The sequence below is a fragment of the Pseudomonas sp. EYE_354 genome (assembly GCF_023148575.1).
Lineage (GTDB): Bacteria > Pseudomonadota > Gammaproteobacteria > Pseudomonadales > Pseudomonadaceae > Aquipseudomonas.
In genome coordinates, this window is sequence record NZ_JAHXNQ010000017.1 from 69,344 (window position 1) to 87,044 (window position 17,701).

17 protein-coding genes and 1 pseudogene are annotated in these 17,701 nt (G+C 60.3%); 8 read left to right on the forward strand and 10 right to left on the reverse strand.

Features of this window, described 5'->3' with window-relative positions:
• Positions 1-8 precede the first annotated feature (8 nt).
• The 3 genes from KZX66_RS21650 to KZX66_RS21660 are packed head-to-tail and all read left to right on the forward strand — an operon-like array spanning position 9 to position 2,607.
• Positions 9-1,088 carry a COX15/CtaA family protein gene (locus KZX66_RS21650; RefSeq protein WP_248083312.1) on the forward strand — a complete coding sequence of 360 codons (1,080 nt, stop codon included), beginning with the start codon at positions 9-11 and terminating at the stop codon, positions 1,086-1,088.
• Positions 1,076-1,975 (forward strand): heme o synthase, encoded by a 900-nt coding sequence (cyoE, locus tag KZX66_RS21655; RefSeq protein WP_248083313.1) that lies wholly within the window; start codon positions 1,076-1,078, stop codon positions 1,973-1,975. Before KZX66_RS21650 ends, cyoE begins: the two co-directional genes overlap by 13 nt.
• Positions 1,972-2,607 carry an SCO family protein gene (locus KZX66_RS21660; RefSeq protein ID WP_248083314.1) on the forward strand — a complete coding sequence of 212 codons (636 nt, stop codon included), beginning with the start codon at positions 1,972-1,974 and terminating at the stop codon, positions 2,605-2,607. Before cyoE ends, KZX66_RS21660 begins: the two co-directional genes overlap by 4 nt.
• A gap of 55 nt (positions 2,608-2,662) precedes the next feature.
• Here KZX66_RS21660 and KZX66_RS21665 read toward each other — a convergent pair whose 3' ends face one another.
• From KZX66_RS21665 to KZX66_RS21675, 3 genes are read right to left on the reverse strand one after another with little or no spacing between them, the layout of a single operon-like run.
• Positions 2,663-3,433 (reverse strand): MetQ/NlpA family ABC transporter substrate-binding protein, encoded by a 771-nt coding sequence (locus tag KZX66_RS21665; protein ID WP_248083315.1) that lies wholly within the window; start codon positions 3,431-3,433, stop codon positions 2,663-2,665.
• A gap of 51 nt (positions 3,434-3,484) precedes the next feature.
• Positions 3,485-4,159, reverse strand: a complete 675-nt coding sequence (locus tag KZX66_RS21670) for a methionine ABC transporter permease (protein WP_248083316.1) — start codon at positions 4,157-4,159, stop codon at positions 3,485-3,487.
• Positions 4,159-5,166: a methionine ABC transporter ATP-binding protein gene (locus KZX66_RS21675; protein ID WP_248083317.1), complete on the reverse strand. Its 1,008-nt coding sequence runs from the start codon at positions 5,164-5,166 to the stop codon at positions 4,159-4,161. The genes KZX66_RS21670 and KZX66_RS21675 overlap by 1 nt, the downstream gene beginning before the upstream one ends.
• Before the next feature lie 184 nt (positions 5,167-5,350).
• Between KZX66_RS21675 and katE the strand changes: the two genes are divergently transcribed.
• Entirely contained in the window at positions 5,351-7,573 is a 2,223-nt protein-coding gene (katE, locus tag KZX66_RS21680; protein ID WP_282446023.1) for a catalase HPII, read from the forward strand.
• An 86-nt stretch (positions 7,574-7,659) separates the two neighbouring features.
• On the opposite strand, the gene KZX66_RS21685 is transcribed toward katE, so the two are convergent.
• The 4 genes from KZX66_RS21685 to KZX66_RS21700 are packed head-to-tail and all read right to left on the reverse strand — an operon-like array spanning position 7,660 to position 10,477.
• The gene (locus tag KZX66_RS21685; RefSeq protein WP_248083319.1) at positions 7,660-8,379 is read right to left on the reverse strand and encodes a PA5502 family lipoprotein; all 720 of its coding nucleotides are present in this window, start codon (positions 8,377-8,379) and stop codon (positions 7,660-7,662) included.
• Positions 8,380-8,416: 37 nt separating this feature from the next.
• Complete coding sequence (gene znuB / locus KZX66_RS21690) at positions 8,417-9,205, reverse strand: zinc ABC transporter permease subunit ZnuB (RefSeq protein ID WP_017528742.1); 789 nt, start codon at positions 9,203-9,205, stop codon at positions 8,417-8,419.
• The gene (znuC, locus tag KZX66_RS21695) at positions 9,198-9,983 is read right to left on the reverse strand and encodes a zinc ABC transporter ATP-binding protein ZnuC (protein ID WP_248083320.1); all 786 of its coding nucleotides are present in this window, start codon (positions 9,981-9,983) and stop codon (positions 9,198-9,200) included. The genes znuB and znuC overlap by 8 nt, the downstream gene beginning before the upstream one ends.
• Positions 9,983-10,477, reverse strand: a complete 495-nt coding sequence (locus KZX66_RS21700; protein ID WP_174244849.1) for a Fur family transcriptional regulator — start codon at positions 10,475-10,477, stop codon at positions 9,983-9,985. The genes znuC and KZX66_RS21700 overlap by 1 nt, the downstream gene beginning before the upstream one ends.
• A gap of 46 nt (positions 10,478-10,523) precedes the next feature.
• Here KZX66_RS21700 and KZX66_RS21705 point away from each other — a divergent pair, with 46 nt between their 5' ends.
• The gene (locus KZX66_RS21705; RefSeq protein WP_248083356.1) at positions 10,524-11,453 is read left to right on the forward strand and encodes a zinc ABC transporter substrate-binding protein; all 930 of its coding nucleotides are present in this window, start codon (positions 10,524-10,526) and stop codon (positions 11,451-11,453) included.
• Positions 11,454-11,515: 62 nt separating this feature from the next.
• Here KZX66_RS21705 and KZX66_RS21710 read toward each other — a convergent pair whose 3' ends face one another.
• Together KZX66_RS21710 and KZX66_RS21715 are read right to left on the reverse strand one after the other, a co-directional pair.
• Positions 11,516-12,469, reverse strand: coding sequence for a homoserine kinase (locus KZX66_RS21710; protein WP_248083321.1), 954 nt, complete (start codon positions 12,467-12,469; stop codon positions 11,516-11,518).
• A 56-nt stretch (positions 12,470-12,525) separates the two neighbouring features.
• A complete protein-coding gene (locus KZX66_RS21715) occupies positions 12,526-12,816 on the reverse strand; it encodes a DUF2782 domain-containing protein (protein WP_248083322.1) in 291 nt (96 codons plus the stop codon).
• A 74-nt stretch (positions 12,817-12,890) separates the two neighbouring features.
• Here KZX66_RS21715 and polA point away from each other — a divergent pair, with 74 nt between their 5' ends.
• Entirely contained in the window at positions 12,891-15,674 is a 2,784-nt protein-coding gene (gene polA / locus KZX66_RS21720) for a DNA polymerase I (RefSeq protein ID WP_248083323.1), read from the forward strand.
• A 269-nt stretch (positions 15,675-15,943) separates the two neighbouring features.
• Here the strand turns inward: polA and yihA are convergent, their stop codons facing one another.
• Positions 15,944-16,585: a ribosome biogenesis GTP-binding protein YihA/YsxC gene (yihA, locus tag KZX66_RS21725; RefSeq protein WP_248083324.1), complete on the reverse strand. Its 642-nt coding sequence runs from the start codon at positions 16,583-16,585 to the stop codon at positions 15,944-15,946.
• A 204-nt stretch (positions 16,586-16,789) separates the two neighbouring features.
• Between yihA and KZX66_RS21730 the strand changes: the two are divergent.
• Together KZX66_RS21730 and KZX66_RS21735 are read left to right on the forward strand one after the other, a co-directional pair.
• Positions 16,790-16,997 (forward strand): annotated as a pseudogene (locus KZX66_RS21730) (cytochrome).
• A 36-nt stretch (positions 16,998-17,033) separates the two neighbouring features.
• Positions 17,034-17,645, forward strand: a complete 612-nt coding sequence (locus KZX66_RS21735) for a cytochrome c4 (protein WP_248083325.1) — start codon at positions 17,034-17,036, stop codon at positions 17,643-17,645.
• Positions 17,646-17,701 lie beyond the last annotated feature (56 nt).

Consider the following 17,701-nt stretch of genomic DNA (forward strand, 5'->3'; position numbering starts at 1 on the left):
GCATCGTCATGGCCAAACCTGGATTTCGCCTCGCGTTGTTTGCCACCTTGCTGGCGCTGATTGTCGTGCTGCTCGGCGCCTACACCCGCCTGACCCACGCGGGCCTCGGCTGTCCGGATTGGCCGGGTTGCTACGGCTTTATAGGCGTGCCGCAAAGCGAGGCGCAACTGGCCCATGCCGAATTGCATTTCCCCGACACCCCGGTGGAAGCTGACAAGGGCTGGGCCGAGATGACCCACCGTTACTTCGCGGGTACCTTGGGCCTGCTGATCGTGCTGCTGGCGGCGCGCGCGTGGAGCCATCGGCGTGATCCAGGGCAGCCGGTGAAGTTGCCGTTGTTTCTGCTGGCGGTGGTGTTTGCCCAGGCCGCTTTCGGTATGTGGACGGTGACGTTAAAGCTGTGGCCGCAGGTGGTGACCGGACACTTGTTGGGCGGTTTTGCCACGTTGAGCCTCCTGCTTTTGCTGACCTTGCGCCTGTCCGGCGTGCTGCCTGCGTTGATTGTGCCCAAGCGTCTGCAATATTGGGCGACGGCGGGACTGGTGCTGGTGATCGGGCAGATTGCGCTCGGCGGTTGGGTCAGTTCCAACTATGCGGCGGTGGCCTGTGTGGACTTGCCAACGTGCCATGGCCAATGGTGGCCGGCGGCGGATTTTGCCAATGGCTTTCACTTGACCCAGCACATTGGCCCCAACTACCTGGGCGGCCAGCTCGACAGCGAGGCGCGCACGGCCATTCATCTGACCCATCGCATTGGCGCGGTGCTGGTGAGCCTGGTGCTGTTGGGCCTGGCCTGGCAGTTGCGCGCCGTGGGCATGACGCGGCTTGCTGGCCTGCTGCTGATCGCCCTGCTCGTGCAAATCGGCCTGGGCCTGAGCAATGTGGCGTTCGGTCTGCCGCTGCCGGTGGCGGTCGCTCACAACGCCGGCGGTGCCGCGCTGTTGCTGACGCTGGTATTGGTCAATTACCACGCGCGCACCAGCCTGGTTCGGGTGCGCCATCAACGGCTGTTCGGTTGGCGTTTCAGCCCGCGCAAACCTGTGTCGGGCCTCGTAACGCTTAAAGGAGAGATGCCATGGCGACCTTGATCGGCGCGCGTCACGGCCAGGCGATCTGGCGTGACTATTTGGAGCTGACCAAGCCGAAAGTGGTGGTGCTGATGCTCATCACCTCGCTGGTGGGCATGTTTCTCGCGACCCGCGCCGGGGTGCCGTGGACGGTGCTGGTGTTCGGCAACCTGGGTATCGCCCTGTGCGCGGGCGGCGCGGCGGTGGTCAATCATGTGGTGGACCGGCGCATCGATGCGGTGATGGCGCGGACCCACAAGCGACCGTTGGCGCAAGGTCGCGTATCGCCCATGGCCGCATTGGCCTTTGCTTTGTTTCTGGCTGTTGCAGGATTGGCGCTGTTACTGGCATTCACCAATCCGTTGGCCGCCTGGCTGACGTTGGCTTCGTTGCTCGGTTATGCGGTGATCTACACCGGCTTTCTCAAGCGTGCGACGCCGCAGAATATCGTCATCGGTGGGCTTGCCGGTGCTGCACCGCCGCTCTTGGGCTGGGTCGCCGTGACCGGGCATATCAGCGCCGAGCCGCTGTTGCTGGTGCTGATCATCTTCGCCTGGACCCCGCCGCACTTCTGGGCCCTGGCTATTCATCGCAAAGAGGAGTACGCCAAAGCCGACATCCCGATGTTGCCGGTCACCCACGGCGAGCACTACACCAAGGTGCATATCCTGCTCTATACCTTTGCGCTGTTGGCGGTGAGCCTGATGCCCTATGTGATCCACATGAGCGGCCCACTGTACCTGGCGTGTGCGCTGCTGTTGGGCGGGCGCTTTCTGCAATGGGCCTGGGTGTTGTACCGTGGCGGTCGGCCGCACGCGGCGATCAACACGTTCAAGTACTCTATCTGGTACCTGTTCCTGCTGTTTATCGCCCTGCTCGTAGACCATTACCTATTGTTGAACCTATGACTCGAACTCAAAAAACCGTCTTCATCCTGGTGGCAATCGTCGCGCTGATCATGGGCCTGACCGTTAACAAAGTGCTGTCGGGCAAAGGCCAGGGTGACCCTGCCGCGTTGATCGACGCCGGCATTATCCTGCTGCCTCAGAGCCGCCAACTGCCGGCGGTGACCATGACGGATCAGGACGGCCAGCCGGTGCTGGTCAATGAGTTGAAGGGTAAGTGGAGCCTGCTGTTCTTCGGCTACACCTTCTGCCCGGACATCTGCCCTACCACCCTCGCCCAGTTGCGCCAGATCAAGAGTGAGTTGCCCAAAGAGGCGGTGGATAAGTTGCAGGTGATCCTGGTCAGCGTTGACCCGAACCGTGACACGCCGACCCAGCTCAAGCAGTACCTGGGCTATTTCGATCCGCAGTTCGAAGGCCTCACCGGCGCTAATGTGGAGGACGTGCAAAAGGTCTCGAACGCGGTGAGTATCCCGTTCATTCCGGCAGATACCAGCAAGCCGAACTACACCGTCGACCACAGCGGCAACCTCGCGCTGATCGGCCCGGACGGCACCCAGCGTGGGTTTATCCGTGCGCCGTTGAACAACCAGAAGCTGGTGGCGCAGTTGCCGGGGTTGCTGCAGCGCAAATAAGCGGCGACAAAAAAATGTGGGGGCGGGCTTGCCCCCACATTGATTTTCAGTCAGATCAGAACGCCGGCTTGATCGCGCCTTTGTACTTCTCTTCGATGAATGCCTTCACTTCTGGTGTGTGCAGGGCTGCCACCAGCTTCTTCACAGCGTCAGAATCTTTGTTGTCTTCGCGGGTGACCAGAATGTTCACGTAAGGCGAGTCGCTGCCTTCGATCACCAGTGCATCCTTGGAAGGATCGAGCTTGGCTTCCAGGGCGTAGTTGGTGTTGATCAGGGCCAGGTCGACCTGGGTCAGCACGCGAGGCAGCGTGGCGGCTTCCAGTTCGCGGAACTTCAGGTTTTTGCTGTTAACGGTGATGTCCTTGATGGTCGACAGGATGTTGGTCGGGTCCTTCAGGGTGATCAGGCCGTTCTTGGCCAGCAGCAGCAGCGCACGGCCGCCGTTGGTGGCGTCGTTAGGGATGACCACGTTGGCGCCGTTCGGCAGGTCTTCCAGCTTCTTGTACTTGCTGGAGTAGGCGCCCAGCGGCTCCAGGTGCACCGCGCCGACGCTCACCAGATGAGTGCCCTTGGCTTTGTTGAACTCATCCAGGTACGGCTGGTGCTGGAAGAAGTTGGCGTCCAGGCGCTTTTCAGCCACTTGTACGTTGGGCTGGACGTAGTCGGTGAAGACTTTGACCTGCAGGTCCACGCCTTCTTTGGCCAGTGCAGGCTTCACGAATTCGAGGATTTGCGCGTGCGGCACCGGCGACGCCGCGACGGTAATCGTCTCGGCATGGGCGGAAAACGCGGCAACGGCGGCGAAAGCGACCAGTAGTTTTTTCATCCAGCAAGCTCCTTGTTCGGGTATCTGCCGGCTTTGCGCCGGCAATGGCCGTTATTTTCGAGAAAAGTGCACCACCAGCCTGTCGCCGACGGTTTGCAGAATTTGCACCAGAATCAACAGCATCACCACGGTGACCACCATTACATCGGTCTGGAAACGCTGGTAACCAAAACGAATCGCCAGATCGCCCAGGCCGCCGGCGCCGACGACACCGGCCATGGCGGTGTAGGACACCAGTGTAATCGCTGTCACGGTAATCGCTGCGAAGATGCCAGGGCGGGCTTCTGGCAGCAGTGCGTTGGTGATGATCTGGCGGGTGGTGGCGCCCATCGACTGCGTGGCTTCGATGATGCCGCGGTCCACTTCACGCAGGGCGGTTTCCACCAGGCGCGCAAAGAACGGGGTTGCGCCGACCACGAGCGGCGGAATCGCACCGGCCACGCCCAGCGAGGTGCCGGTGATCAGCACGGTGAACGGGATCATCACGATCAGCAGGATGATGAACGGCAACGAACGCAGGATGTTGACGACCAGTGACAACAGCGCGTACAGGCCTTTTTGTTCGAACAACTGGCGCGGACTGGTCAGGAACAGCAGTACACCCAGCGGCAGGCCGAGTAGCACGGTGAACAACAGTGAGCCGAACAGCATGATCATGGTGTCGCCGGTAGCGAGCCAGATTTCGGACCAGTCGATATTGGCGAAGAAACTCGTCAGGACTTCCATTAACGCAGCACCTCCATGTGGACGTCTGCGGCAGTGAAGCGGGCGAAGGCCGCCTGCATGTCACCGCCGGTGACGGCGAGGGTCAGTTGCCCGTAGGGGATGTCTTTGATGCGGTCAATACGACCGGCAAGGATGCTGTAGTCCACCCCCGTTTCGCGTGCGACGGTTCCCAGCAGCGGCGCGTAGGTCGCTTCGCCCTGGAACGTCAGGCGCACGATACGGCCCGGTACGTGGGCGAAGTCATCGCGCTGCTCGCCTTCGTCGACCTGCTCGGCTTCCTGCACGAAGCGTTTGGTGGTCGGGTGCTTGGGGTGCAGGAACACGTCGGCCACCGAGCCTTGCTCGACGATCACGCCGGCGTCCATCACGGCCACCTGGTCGCACACGCGACGGATCACGTCCATTTCATGGGTGATCAGCACGATGGTCAGTTTCAGCTCACGGTTGATCTCGGCCAGCAGCTGCAGCACCGAGGCGGTGGTCTGCGGGTCGAGGGCGCTGGTGGCTTCGTCGCACAGCAAAATCTTTGGCTTGGTCGCCAGGGCGCGGGCGATGCCGACGCGCTGCTTCTGGCCGCCGGACAACTGCGCCGGGTATTTCTTGGCGTGGTCCGACAGGCCGACGCGGGCCAGCAACTCGGCCACGCGCAGGTCGATGTCCTTGCGCGACAGTTCGCCGGCCAGGGTCAGCGGCAGTGCCACGTTGTCGGCCACGGTCTTGGATGCCAACAGGTTGAAGTGCTGGAAGATCATCCCGACCTGCTGACGGAAACGGCGCAGGCCGTTGGCATCCAGGGCGGTGACTTCTTCGCCGTCGACCGTGATCTGGCCGCCGCTGGGTTCTTCCAGGCGGTTAATCAGGCGCAGCAGCGTACTTTTACCCGCACCCGAGTGGCCGATCAGGCCGAACACCTGGCCGTTTTCGACGCGCAGGCTGGTGGCGTGGAGGGCAGGAATATCCTTACCGGCGACGCGGTAAGTTTTATGGACGTTTTGAAACTCGATCACGTAGCGAACCTTGTGGGGCGCATTGAAAAGGGATCAGCGGTTAGCCGGGCGCGCATTTTAGCCTGTCCGTATAGCGTTTCTTAGCATTTATTTCGCATTCATCCTGCGATTTGGCAATAACGCGATCAAAGGTCATAAAAAAGGAACGGCCCAAAACCTCATCAGTCACTACTTAGGCAACGCGATGTCCTGGGTGCCGTGCCTGGGGTTTTGCTCAAACGAGCCGGGGACCGCTCTGGCTACTTTGAATAAGGAGTTTTGTCTGATGAGTACCAAGAAGCCAGCCACCCCGCCGAAGAGTGACCTTGCGGGCACCGACACCCTGGACCGTGGCAATACCAACGCCAAGCTGCAGGCCTTGGAAACGTTTCGTTCCGACGCCACCGGCCAAGCCTTGCGCACCAACCAAGGCGTGAAGATTTCCGACAACCAGAACAGCTTGAAGGTCGGCCCTCGTGGTCCTTCGCTGCTCGAAGATTTCATCATGCGGGAGAAAATCACGCATTTTGACCATGAGCGCATCCCGGAGCGCATCGTGCACGCCCGTGGCACAGGCGCCCATGGCTACTTCCAATCCTATGGCGACCATTCTGCGCTGACCAAGGCCGGGTTCCTGCGCACGCCGGAGCATAAAACCCCGGTATTCGCGCGCTTTTCCACCGTGCAAGGCCCACGTGGTTCGGGTGATACGGTGCGTGACGTGCGCGGTTTTGCCGTGAAGTTCTTCACCGAAGAAGGCAACTTCGACCTGGTGGGCAACAACATGCCGGTGTTCTTTATTCAGGACGCGATCAAGTTTCCGGACTTTGTGCACGCGGTAAAACCCGAGCCGCACAACGAGATCCCTACCGGCGGTTCGGCCCACGATACGTTCTGGGATTTCGTCTCCCTGGTACCGGAATCGGCGCACATGGTGGTGTGGGCGATGTCCGACCGTGCGATTCCCAAAAGCCTGCGCGCCATGCAGGGTTTCGGCGTGCACACCTTTCGCCTGATCAATACCGAGGGTAAGTCCAGCTTCGTCAAATTCCATTGGCGGCCAACAGTCGGCACCTGCTCCCTGGTATGGGACGAAGCGCAAAAGCTTGCCGGTAAAGATACCGATTACCACCGTCGCGATCTGTGGGAGTCCATCGAGATGGGCGACTACCCCGAGTGGGAGCTGGGTGTTCAGATCGTCGCCGAAGAAGACGAACACTCGTTCGACTTCGATTTGCTCGACCCCACCAAGATCATTCCTGAAGAGCTGGTGCCCATCACGCCCCTGGGCAAGATGGTGCTTAACCGTAATCCGGACAACTTCTTCGCTGAAGTCGAGCAGGTTGCGTTCTGCCCAGGACATATTGTGCCCGGCATCGACTTCACCAACGACCCGTTGCTGCAAGGCCGTCTGTTTTCCTACACGGATACGCAGATCAGCCGACTGGGTGGGCCGAACTTTCATGAGATCCCGATCAACCGCCCGGTCGCGCCGTTCCATAATGGCCAGCGCGATGCCCAGCACCGTACGGTGATCGACAAGGGACGGGCATCTTACGAGCCGAACTCCATCGACGGCGGCTGGCCGAAGGAAACGCCGGCAGGGCCAACCGATGGTGGTTTCGAAACCTATTACGAGCGCGTTGATGCCAGCAAAGTGCGCGAGCGCAGTGAATCGTTCGGTGACCACTTTTCCCAGGCGACGCTGTTTTTCAACAGCATGAGCCATCATGAGAAAGAGCACATTATTGCGGCCTACAGCTTTGAGCTTGGCAAAGTCGAGCGCGAGCATATTCGCGCCCGTCAGGTGAACGAGATCCTGGCCAATATCGACCTGGAACTGGCCAAGCGCGTGGCGCAGAACCTGGGCCTGCCGGCGCCGACCAAGGGCACAGTGCCTGTGCGTGAGACGTCGGTTAAAGAATCGCCGGCATTGAGCCAGGTCAATCTGCTGTCGGGTGATATCAAGACGCGCAAAGTGGCGATCCTGGCGGCCAATGGTGTCGACGGCGCGGCGATCGATGCGATGAAAAAAGCCCTTGAGGCCGAAGGTGCCCATGCGAAGTTGCTGGGGCCTACTTCGGCGCCTGTGACCACGGCGGACGGCAAGACGCTGGCGGTGGATGCGTCGATGGAGGGTATGCCGTCCATTGCGTTTGACGCGGTGTTTATCCCAGGCGGTAAAGAGTCGGTGACGGCCTTGAGCGGTGATGGCGTGGCGTTGCACTACGTGCTGGAAGCGTACAAACACCTCAAGGCGATTGCCGTGGCCACTGACGTGAAGCCGCTGCTGGATCTGCTGAAGCTGGAGGCGGATGCGGGGTTGATCGTGGGCGCGGATGCCAAGGCGTTCAAGACGTTCTTTGCCGCCATTGCCCAGCATCGGGTGTGGGACCGTGAGGCGAAGGCCAAGGCGATTCCGGCTTAAATACTCGGCTGTTTGTCAGGTCGCCCGCTCCCACATTTGAGTGATGAATACATTCAAGTGTGGGAGCGGGCGTGCCCGCGATGCTATTAGTCCGCCTTGCGCGGAATCAGCACAATTTGCGCCGGAATCTTCTTCAGGATTTGCCGGTGAATTTTCAGGTCGTACCCCGAATCAATGCGCTTAACCCGTTTGGTCAGCAGTGTGGCCAACCATGGGTAATCCTCGGTGCGCGGGGCCTGGATGCTCACATCGCACTGGTAATTCACCACGTCGATGGCGATCGCATCCAGTTGATGGCGCAGTTCTTCGATATCGGTGAGGTTCAAGGCCACGGTGGTGCTTGGTGCCGCCGGGTCGATGACCTTGGCTGCGGGTTTGGCTTCGGCGGCCTTGAGGGCTTCTTCGGCTTTATCCAGCTCGGCTTTGCGGGCATGGGTAATGGCGCTGTTGACGCCGCCCGTCAGTGCCGGCGCCTTGGGCATCAACGCGCGGGCGCGGCTCAAGGCAGTGGCTGCAGCGTTGACGTCACCCTTTTGCAGCACGATTTGGCTGCGTTGCAGGTAGGCTTCGGCCAGTTGGCGCTGATAAGACTCCAGCGTTGGGTCGTTGGGCGACTGAGCCTGTAGCGCGGCAAGCTGGTCTTCGGCGGTGGCCAATTCACTGCTGGCCAGGTTTTGCTCCAGCTGCGCGATGGCCGCAGCACGCGGGTCGGCAGCCTCGGGGGCTACGGGCGGTGTGCTTTGACAGGCGCCCAGCAGCAAAGAAAATGCGGCAAGGAGCAGATAACGGGAGGTGAACAGCTTCATTCCTGCGACTCTCTATTTGCGCAAAAAGCGAGCAAGTCTACACCCCTCGACGGGGCAGGACAAAACTCAGCAGAAACAGGGCGGCAGCCGTGACCACAATCGATGGTCCGGCCGGCGTGTCCTTGAACCACGACAACGCCAGGCCCCCACATACTGCCAGCATCCCCAACAGGCTGGCGCCGATTGCCATCTGCTCCGGGGAACGGGCGTGACGCTGGGCGGCGGCGGCGGGAATGATCAACAGCGATGTGATCAACAATACGCCGACAATCTTCATTGCGACAGCGATCACCACGGCAATCAACAGCATCAGGGCCATGCGCAGGGCCGATACGGGCAGGCCTTCGACCTTGGCCAACTCTTCATGCACCGTGATAGCCAGGAGTGGCCGCCACAGGGCTACCAGCAGCACCAGCACCGCGGCGCTGCCGCCCAGGATCCAGGCCAGGTCAGTGGGGCTGATCGCCAGCAGGTCGCCGAACAGGTAGGCCATCAGGTCGATGCGCACCTCGTGCATAAAGCTCAGCACCACCAGGCCCAGCGACAGCGTGCTCGGCGCCAGAATGCCGAGCAGCGTATCCGAGGCCAGCGGCTGGCGCTGTTGCAGGGTCACCAGCAGCACCGCCAACAGCAGGCAGCCGACGGTCACGGCGATGGTCGGGCTCACGTCCAGCAAAAAGCCCATGGCCACGCCCAGGAGCGCGGCATGCGACAAGGTGTCGCCAAAATACGCCATGCGTCGCCAGACCACGAACGAGCCCAAAGGGCCCGCCACCAGCGCCAAAGCCAAGCCTGCCAGCAGGGCGTAGAGCAGAAAATCAGCCATGCTTGCAGCTATCTCCATGAACGTGGGTGTGAGGTGCGGTTGGATCGTCAACCACGGCGCCATGCAGGTCGTGGGCGTGGTCGTGATGGTGGTGATAAATCGCCAGGCTCTGGGCGTTCTTGCCGAACAGCTCGACAAACGCCGGGTCGCCGCTGACCTGTTCCGGGTGGCCGGAACAACACACGTGGCGGTTGAGGCACACCACTTGGTCGGTGGTGCTCATCACCAGGTGCAGATCATGGGACACCATCAGCACGCCGCAACCATGACGATCGCGCAGGCGGGTGATCAGGCTGTACAGCTCGGCCTGGCCGGCGACGTCGACGCCCTGGACGGGCTCATCGAGCACCAGCAGTTGCGGTTCACGCAACAAAGCCCGGGCCAGCAGAACGCGCTGCATTTCGCCGCCGGAGATGCTTTGTACCGGGCTGTCGATCACCTGTTCGGCGCCGACCTCCTTGAGTGCAGACTGCGCGCGGGCACGGTCCACGCCGGGCACCAGACGCAGGAAGCGCAGCACGGAGAGTGGCAGGGTCGGGTCGACATGCAGTTTCTGCGGCATATAGCCGACGCGCAGCCTGGGCTTGCGCCACACGCTGCCGCTGTCGGGCTTGAGCAGGCCAAGCACGGCGCGCACCAGGGTTGTTTTGCCGGCGCCGTTGGGGCCGATGAGCGTGACGATTTGCCCCGGCTCTACGCTCAGTGCGATGTTATCGAGCACGGTTTGGCCGGCAAACGTGACCCCAACCTGCTCCAGGCGGATTAACGCGTTGCTCATCAAGCCCCCTGGCAGCCCGAGCACAGGCCGACCACTTCGACCGTCTGCCCTTCGACCTTGAAGCCCACGTCGGCAGAGCTCTTGATAATGGCGTCGCTGATGCTTTTTTGTTCAAGCTCAATGGCCGCATGGCACTCGCGGCAGATCAGGAACTGGCCCTGGTGGGCGTGTTCCGGGTGGTTGCAACCCACGAAGGCGTTGAGCGAGGCGATGCGGTGCACCAGGCCGTTTTCCAGCAGAAAATCCAGCGCGCGGTACACCGTGGGCGGCGCGGCGCGGCGGCCATCCTGCTCGCTGAGTACACCCAGAATGTCGTAGGCGCCCAGCGGTTTGTGGCTCTGCCACACCAGTTCCAGCACGCGACGACGCAGAGCGGTCAAGCGCAGACCTTTTTGCGCACACAGGGTGTCGGCCTCCGACAGCGCCGTATGCACGCAGTGAGAGTGATCGTGGGGACGGCTGGCTAGCGGTGTTTTAGGCATGAGCGGCGACAGATATTTGATAGAGACGTTATTATGTTACCCGTTCCTACGCCATCGAGTGGTCATCGTGTCCCGACTTTTTCCCGTTTTTGTCGTATTTGTCGCCAGTTTGTTCATGGGTGGGGCCGCTCAGGCCGATGTCAACGTGCTGACCAGCATCAAGCCACTGCAGTTGATTGCCGCAGCTGTGCAGGATGGCGTGGCGGTTCCTGAGGTGTTGCTGCCGCCGGGCGCGTCGCCGCATAACTTTGCATTGCGGCCATCCGACGTACGGCGCGTGCAGTCGGTGGATCTGCTGTATTGGATCGGGCCGGACATGGAAGGCTTCCTGCCTCGCGTACTGAAAGGTCGCACAGCGAAGACGGTAGCGGTGCAGGATCTACCAGGTCTGAAATTGCGCCGGTTCGGCGAAGATAGTCATTCTCACGCCGATGATGCCGACGAACATGACCACGATCATCGCCCAGGCAGCCTGGATGCGCATTTATGGCTGTCGACGGTGAACGCGCGGGTGATTGCGGCAAGCATGGCGGCCGACCTCAGTGCGGCTGACCCGGCGAATGCCGAGCGTTATCAGAACAACGCAAAAGCCTTCGATGGTCGTTTGGATGCGTTGGACGCGCGCTTGAAAAAGCGCCTGGCGGGGATTGATGGCAAGCCTTACTTCGTGTTCCACGAAGCCTTCGATTACTTTGAGGAGGCTTACGGCTTGAAGCATGCCGGCGTGTTCAGCGTCGCCGCTGAAGTACAGCCTGGCGCCCAGCACGTGGCAGCCATGCGTACGCGGTTGCAGGAAGTCGGCAAGACCTGCGTGTTCAGTGAGCCGCCATTGCGCCCGCGTCTGGCTGAGACGCTGGTCGCGGGTTTGCCGGTGAAGTTGGCGGAGCTGGATGCGTTGGGCGGGTATACCCCGGCGACGGCTCAGGGTTACGAGCAGGTGTTGGATAAGTTGGGCAATGACCTGGCCGGATGCCTGGAGTCTCTTTAACCGCAAGCGCATAACCCATGTGGGAGCGAGCACGCCCGGTCCCACATTTTTTGTGCCGTTTTTTATAGCGCGAACGGCAATTGCACACTGACCTGCTGGCGTTGAGCCAAGCGACGCTCGAATTCCGCCGGGTCGTGGATTAACACATCCTGCCCTGCAAACGATTCCGCCGCGATCAGGCGTGACAACCAGAACCGCACGCAGGCTACGCGCAACATTGTCGGCCAAAGCTCTGCTTCCTTCGCCGTAAACGGCCGCAGCCCGGCGTAAGCGCCCAGCAATGCGCGGGCACGTTGCCCGTCGATCACGCCTTCGGCGTCCGAACACCAGTCATTGAGTGCGATGGCCACGTCATACAGCATCGGGCCCGAGCAGGCGTTGTAGAAGTCGATCAGGCCCGTCAGGTGCGTGCCTTCGAACATGGCATTGTCACGGAACAGGTCGGCGTGGACGTTGGCGCGCGGCAGGGCAAGGATCTGCCCTTTATGCGCGGTAATCTCCTCCAATGCGTCTTTGAGCAGCTGCTGCTGTGCATCGCTCAGGTGCGAAATCAGCTGCGCGCCTTCGCTGAGCATCCAATCCAGGCCGCGATCGGTCTTGCGCTCCAGGACCTTGTCACCTTGAGTCGCCAGGTGCAGATGGCCGAGCAGCTCGCCCACTTGGGCGCAGTGCTGCGCGTTAGCATCCTTGATGTGTTTGCCGGCCAGGCGCGGCTGCAGCAGCGCCGGTTTGCCGGCCAGCTCTCGCAGCGCTACGCCGTCGGTGGTGCGCAGGGCGTACGGCACGGGCAGGTCGGCATCGTGGAGCACATCGAGCAGCTCAATGAAAAACGGCATTTCTGCAACGGGCCCACGTTCAACCAGGGTCAGGACGAATTCGCCTTGTTCCAGGCTGATAAAGAAATTGGTGTTTTCGCTACCGGCGGCAATCCCCTGGAAGTCGAGCAGGCGGCCGAGCCCGTAAGGGGCGAGAAAGGTTTCCAGCTCGGGCCGAGCCAGGGGGGTGAACACAGACATGGTTAAAACTGCCAGTACGGGCGCCGCGAGGTACGGCGCCAATTGAAGTTAAGAAATCATTTCCATTCGAAGATCTTCCATGACGGGATCAGCATATCCGGCTGGTCAGAGCGGATGAAGTTCGCGTCGGTTCCGTCCGCGCGCACCAGGAAATACGGTGGAAAGCCTTTTTTCGTGATCTTGATTGCGTACAGGAAACCGTTTTGGCGGTACTCCTGGATAGTCCTGTCGCCTTCCGTGCGAATGGTCACTTCAGGATCGCCCGAAGGTGCGCTGTCTGCCGCCACGGCAGCCAGCGGAGCGAGTGCGATCAAGCCGGTCAACAGGAGGCGATTGAATGTACGCATGATAACCTTGTCCCTTTGTTTTCATTGGTCCGGCTATTCTAGCGCCTGACCCGCCGAAAAGGTTGATCCTGCTCATGAGCCAAGCGCCCCTCGTCCTGGTGGACGGTTCTTCTTATCTGTACCGCGCCTTCCACGCGCTGCCACCGCTGACCACCTCCAAAGGCCTGCCGACCGGTGCGGTCAAGGGCGTGTTGAACATGCTCAAAAGCCTGCGCAAACAGTACCCGGACAGCCCCTTCGCGGTGGTGTTCGATGCCAAGGGTGGGACCTTTCGCGATGACATGTACGCCGAATACAAGGCCAACCGCCCAAGCATGCCCGATGACATGCGCCTGCAGATCGAGCCGCTGCACCAGAGCGTGATCGCCCTGGGCTTCCCGTTGCTGTGCGTCGAAGGCGTCGAGGCCGATGACGTGATCGGCACCCTGGCTCGCAGCAGCGCCGCCGCTGACCGCCCGGTGGTGATCTCGACCGGTGACAAGGACATGGCGCAGCTGGTGGATGGACACATTACCTTGGTCAACACCATGACCGGTAGCGCCATGGATGTGGACGGCGTAAAGGAGAAATTTGGCGTCGCTCCGGAGCAGATCATCGACTATCTGGCGTTGATGGGCGATTCGTCCGACAACATTCCGGGTGTTCCGGGTATTGGGCCGAAGACCGCATCCGGTTTGCTGGTAGGCGTGAATGGCGGCCTCAAAGAGCTGTATGAGCAGCTTGATATTGTGCCGACCCTGCCGATCCGCGGCGCCAAGACGCTGCCGGCCAAGCTCGAAGAGCATAAGGAGATGGCGTTCCTTTCCTACCAGTTGGCGACGATTAAGATTGATGTGCCGCTGGACATCGGGCTGGACGATTTGCACCTGATCGAGCCGGACCGCGAGAAACTCCTGGAGCTGTACACGCTTTTGGAGTTCAAAAGCTGGATTGATGAGATCCAACGCGATGCCAAGCGTGTCGAACTCAAGGCGACTCCGGCTGTTGAAGACGCCGTCGACGCTGTTCCGTCAGCATCGGTGGAGGCTGCCTACACCACGATTCTTGACCAGGCGACATTCGACCTGTGGTTAAAGAAGCTCAACGACGCGAAGTTGTTCGCCTTTGACACCGAAACCACTGGGATCGATGCCCATCAGGCGCAATTGGTCGGGGTTTCGTTTGCGGTGCAACCGCATGAGGCGGCCTACATCCCGCTGACGCATTCCTACATCGGTGCGCCCGAGCAACTGGATCGCGACACGGTGCTGCTGGCGTTGAAGCCGTTGCTGGAAGATCCGAGCAAGCTCAAGGTGGGCCAGCACGCTAAATTCGACATGAACATCCTGGCCAACTGCGCCATTGGCGGCGACCCTGCGCGGGGCATCACCGTGCGGGGTATCGCGTTCGACACCATGCTTGAGTCCTATGTGTTGAATGCCACCGCAACCCGGCATGACATGGACAGCCTGGCCAAGAAGTACCTGGGCTACGACACCATCAGCTTCCAGGACATCGCTGGCAAAGGCGCCAAGCAACTGACGTTCGATCAGATCGCGCTTGAGCAGGCCGGGCCTTACGCGGCGGAGGATGCGGATGTGACCCTGCGCCTGCACCAGGCCCTGCATGCGCAACTGACGGCTATTCCGAGTCTGGCCAGCGTGCTGACGGATATCGAGATGCCGCTGGTGCCGGTACTGGCGCGCATCGAGCGTCAGGGCGCGCTGGTGGATGCGCAGTTGCTGGGCATCCAGAGCATCGAGTTGGGCAACAAGATGGTCGAGTTGGAGCGCCAGGCGTTTGAGATTGCCGGTGAAGAATTCAACTTGGGCTCACCCAAACAATTGGGGGCGATTCTCTACGAGAAGCTCGGGCTGCCGGTACTGAAAAAGACGGGCAAAGGGCAGGCCTCCACGGCTGAAGAAGTGCTGGCCAAACTGGCCGAAGACGACTATCCGCTGCCCAAGGTGCTGATGCAGTACCGCAGCATGAGCAAGCTCAAAAGTACTTACACCGACCGTTTGCCGGAGCAGATCAACCCGCGCACCGGGCGCATTCACACGTCTTATCATCAGGCGGTAGCAGCGACTGGGCGCCTGTCATCCAGCGACCCTAACCTGCAAAACATTCCAGTGCGCACCGCTGAAGGCCGGCGTATCCGCCAGGCGTTTGTTGCGCCCAAGGGCTACAAGTTGCTGGCGGCCGACTATTCGCAGATCGAGTTGCGGATCATGGCGCACCTGTCCAAGGACGAAGGCTTGATGAACGCCTTTCGTCATAATCTGGACGTGCACACCGCCACGGCGGCCGAAGTGTTCAAGGTTGAGTTGGGTGAGGTCACGTCCGATCAGCGCCGCAGCGCCAAGGCGATCAACTTTGGCCTGATCTATGGCATGGGCGCGCAGAAGCTGGGTAAGGACATCGGTGTTGATACCAAGACGGCCAAGGCCTACATCGACGTGTATTTCGCCCGTTATCCCGGTGTTCGCGAATATATGGAGCGCACTCGTGCCCAGGCGTCCGACCAGGGCTATGTAGAGACCTTCTTCGGGCGTCGCTTGTACCTGCCGGATATTCACTCCAATAAACCTCAAGAGCGCGCAGCGGCGGAACGCACTGCGATCAACGCACCCATGCAGGGCACCGCCGCGGACATCATCAAGAAAGCCATGGTGCTCGTGGACAACTGGCTGACCGACTCGGGCCTGGATGCCAAGGTCATCCTGCAGGTACACGACGAACTCGTACTGGAAGTGCGTGAGGACCTGGTAGCAGAGGTCAGCGAGAAAATCCGTGAGCACATGAGTGCTGCGGCGCAGTTGGACGTGCCGCTTCTGGTGGAAGTGGGCGTGGGCGATAACTGGGACGAGGCGCACTGATTGACGGGCTTTGCCATTGCCCGGGGTGGTGGCAAAGCGCTTTAGATCGGAAACGACCGTCAGTTATTTCCAATAGTTTTTTGGGCGAGCCGGAACTTAACCTGTGAAGTGCCACTCAGAGTTACTGAATGGGTGGTGAAGCCCTTCAATGCTCCTATGTTGTGTTAAGTGTTGGCAGATATCTGGACCCCGCCCTAGCGGTCCGGAACTTGAACCCCGAACTTCCCCTCCCCATACGAAGTCCGGGGTTTTTTTTGCCTGCAGAAAAGTTATTCGGCGATTTCTGCGCCTTTGTCCGCCAGCTCCATCCAGTCGGCCAGTACGGTGTAAGCCTCTTCCAGGCCCATGCGCTTAGGCGCCGAGAACAGCTGGATGCTGATCGCATCGCCCCAGCCCTTACGGATATCGGACTGCACTTTGAGCAGCGTGTTCTTAGCTGCGCCGTAGGTCAGCTTGTCGGCTTTGGTCAACAGGATGTGCATCGGCATGCCGCTGGCCACAGCCCAGTCGAGCATCAGCAGGTCGAAATCGGTCATTGGATGACGGATGTCCATCATCAGAATCAGTCCCTTCAAACTCTCCCGGCCACCCAGGTAAGCCTCCAGGTGACGCTGCCAATGCAGCTTCAATGGGATAGGTACTTTTGCATAACCGTAGCCCGGCAGGTCGACCAGACGCCGATCATCGTCTAGCTTGAAGAAGTTGAGCAGTTGCGTGCGGCCCGGAGTTTTCGAGGTGCGCGCCAGGCTGGCGTGGGTCAGGGTGTTCAGGGCGCTGGACTTACCTGCGTTGGAGCGGCCGGCAAACGCGACTTCGAAGCCTTCGTCATCGGGGCATTGGTCCACTTTGGCGGCGCTGAGCATGAAGGTGGACTGTTGGCACAGGCCGAGGATGGGATTCTTGAGTTGCATGGGATTTCCGATATGGGCGATGCCGAGAAAGGGTGCGGCAAGCGGTGTCGTTTCCGTTTCAGTAGCGCCAGTATATAATGCCGCAGATTTTGTGTGTGCTTTGTCCCAGCGAAGGATGAAGTTCACGGGAGCGATAGACCTTTATTGCGCATTAGAACGCAAAACGCTCTCAAACCCTGAAAAGGTCGATGTATGACCTGATGGTTGCTCGCTTTTGGTGTCCTGACTCCGCTTTTAAGGCGCTCAGGCTACACAGGAACCGGAGGCGCTGTACAACCGAGTTTGCGTGGTCACGCTGGTGCAATAGGTGACCCAGGGTTTCAAGGCAATGCCGCCGCGTGGTTTGTGCATGGAATGCTGTACTGAGGATTACCAGGCCATCATTGAGTTGATGGTGAGTAAACCCGGTTGATAACTCTTAAACCCTTAGCCGTAGTTGGATTAGCTGATGAACAAACTGATCGTGAGTCTGCTGTTGACCTTGGGCATCACCGGTGTTGCCCATGCTGCAGGCGACGCTACAGCGGGCCAGGCGAAAGCCGCCGTGTGTGGTGCTTGCCACGGACCGGATGGCAACAGCCCGGCGCCGAACTTCCCCAAACTGGCTGGCCAAGGTGAACGTTACCTGACCAAGCAGATGCACGACATCAAGGATGGCAAGCGTACGGTGCTGGAAATGACCGGCCTGCTGACCAATCTCAGCGATCAGGACCTGGCGGACCTCGCGGCGTATTTTGCCAGCCAGAAAGGCAGTGTGGGAGCTGCCGATCCTAAAGTTGTCGCCCGTGGAGAGAAGCTGTTCCGTGGTGGTGATCTGGAGAAAGGTCTACCTGCCTGCACCGGTTGCCACTCGCCCAATGGTTCAGGCAACGCCGCCGCAGGCTTCCCGCACCTGGGCGGCCAACACGCTCAGTACATTGCCAAGCAGTTGACTGACTTCCGTAAGGAAGAGGCCGGCCGGGCTAATGACGGAGACGCAATGACCATGCGTACCATCGCTCGTAAGCTGAGCGACGAAGACATCGCAGCCGTCTCCAGTTACATCCAGGGCCTGCACTAGGGACGAGTGACGTTAACGCCCGATTAATCCGGCGATGCAAGCATAAAAAGGGTGGC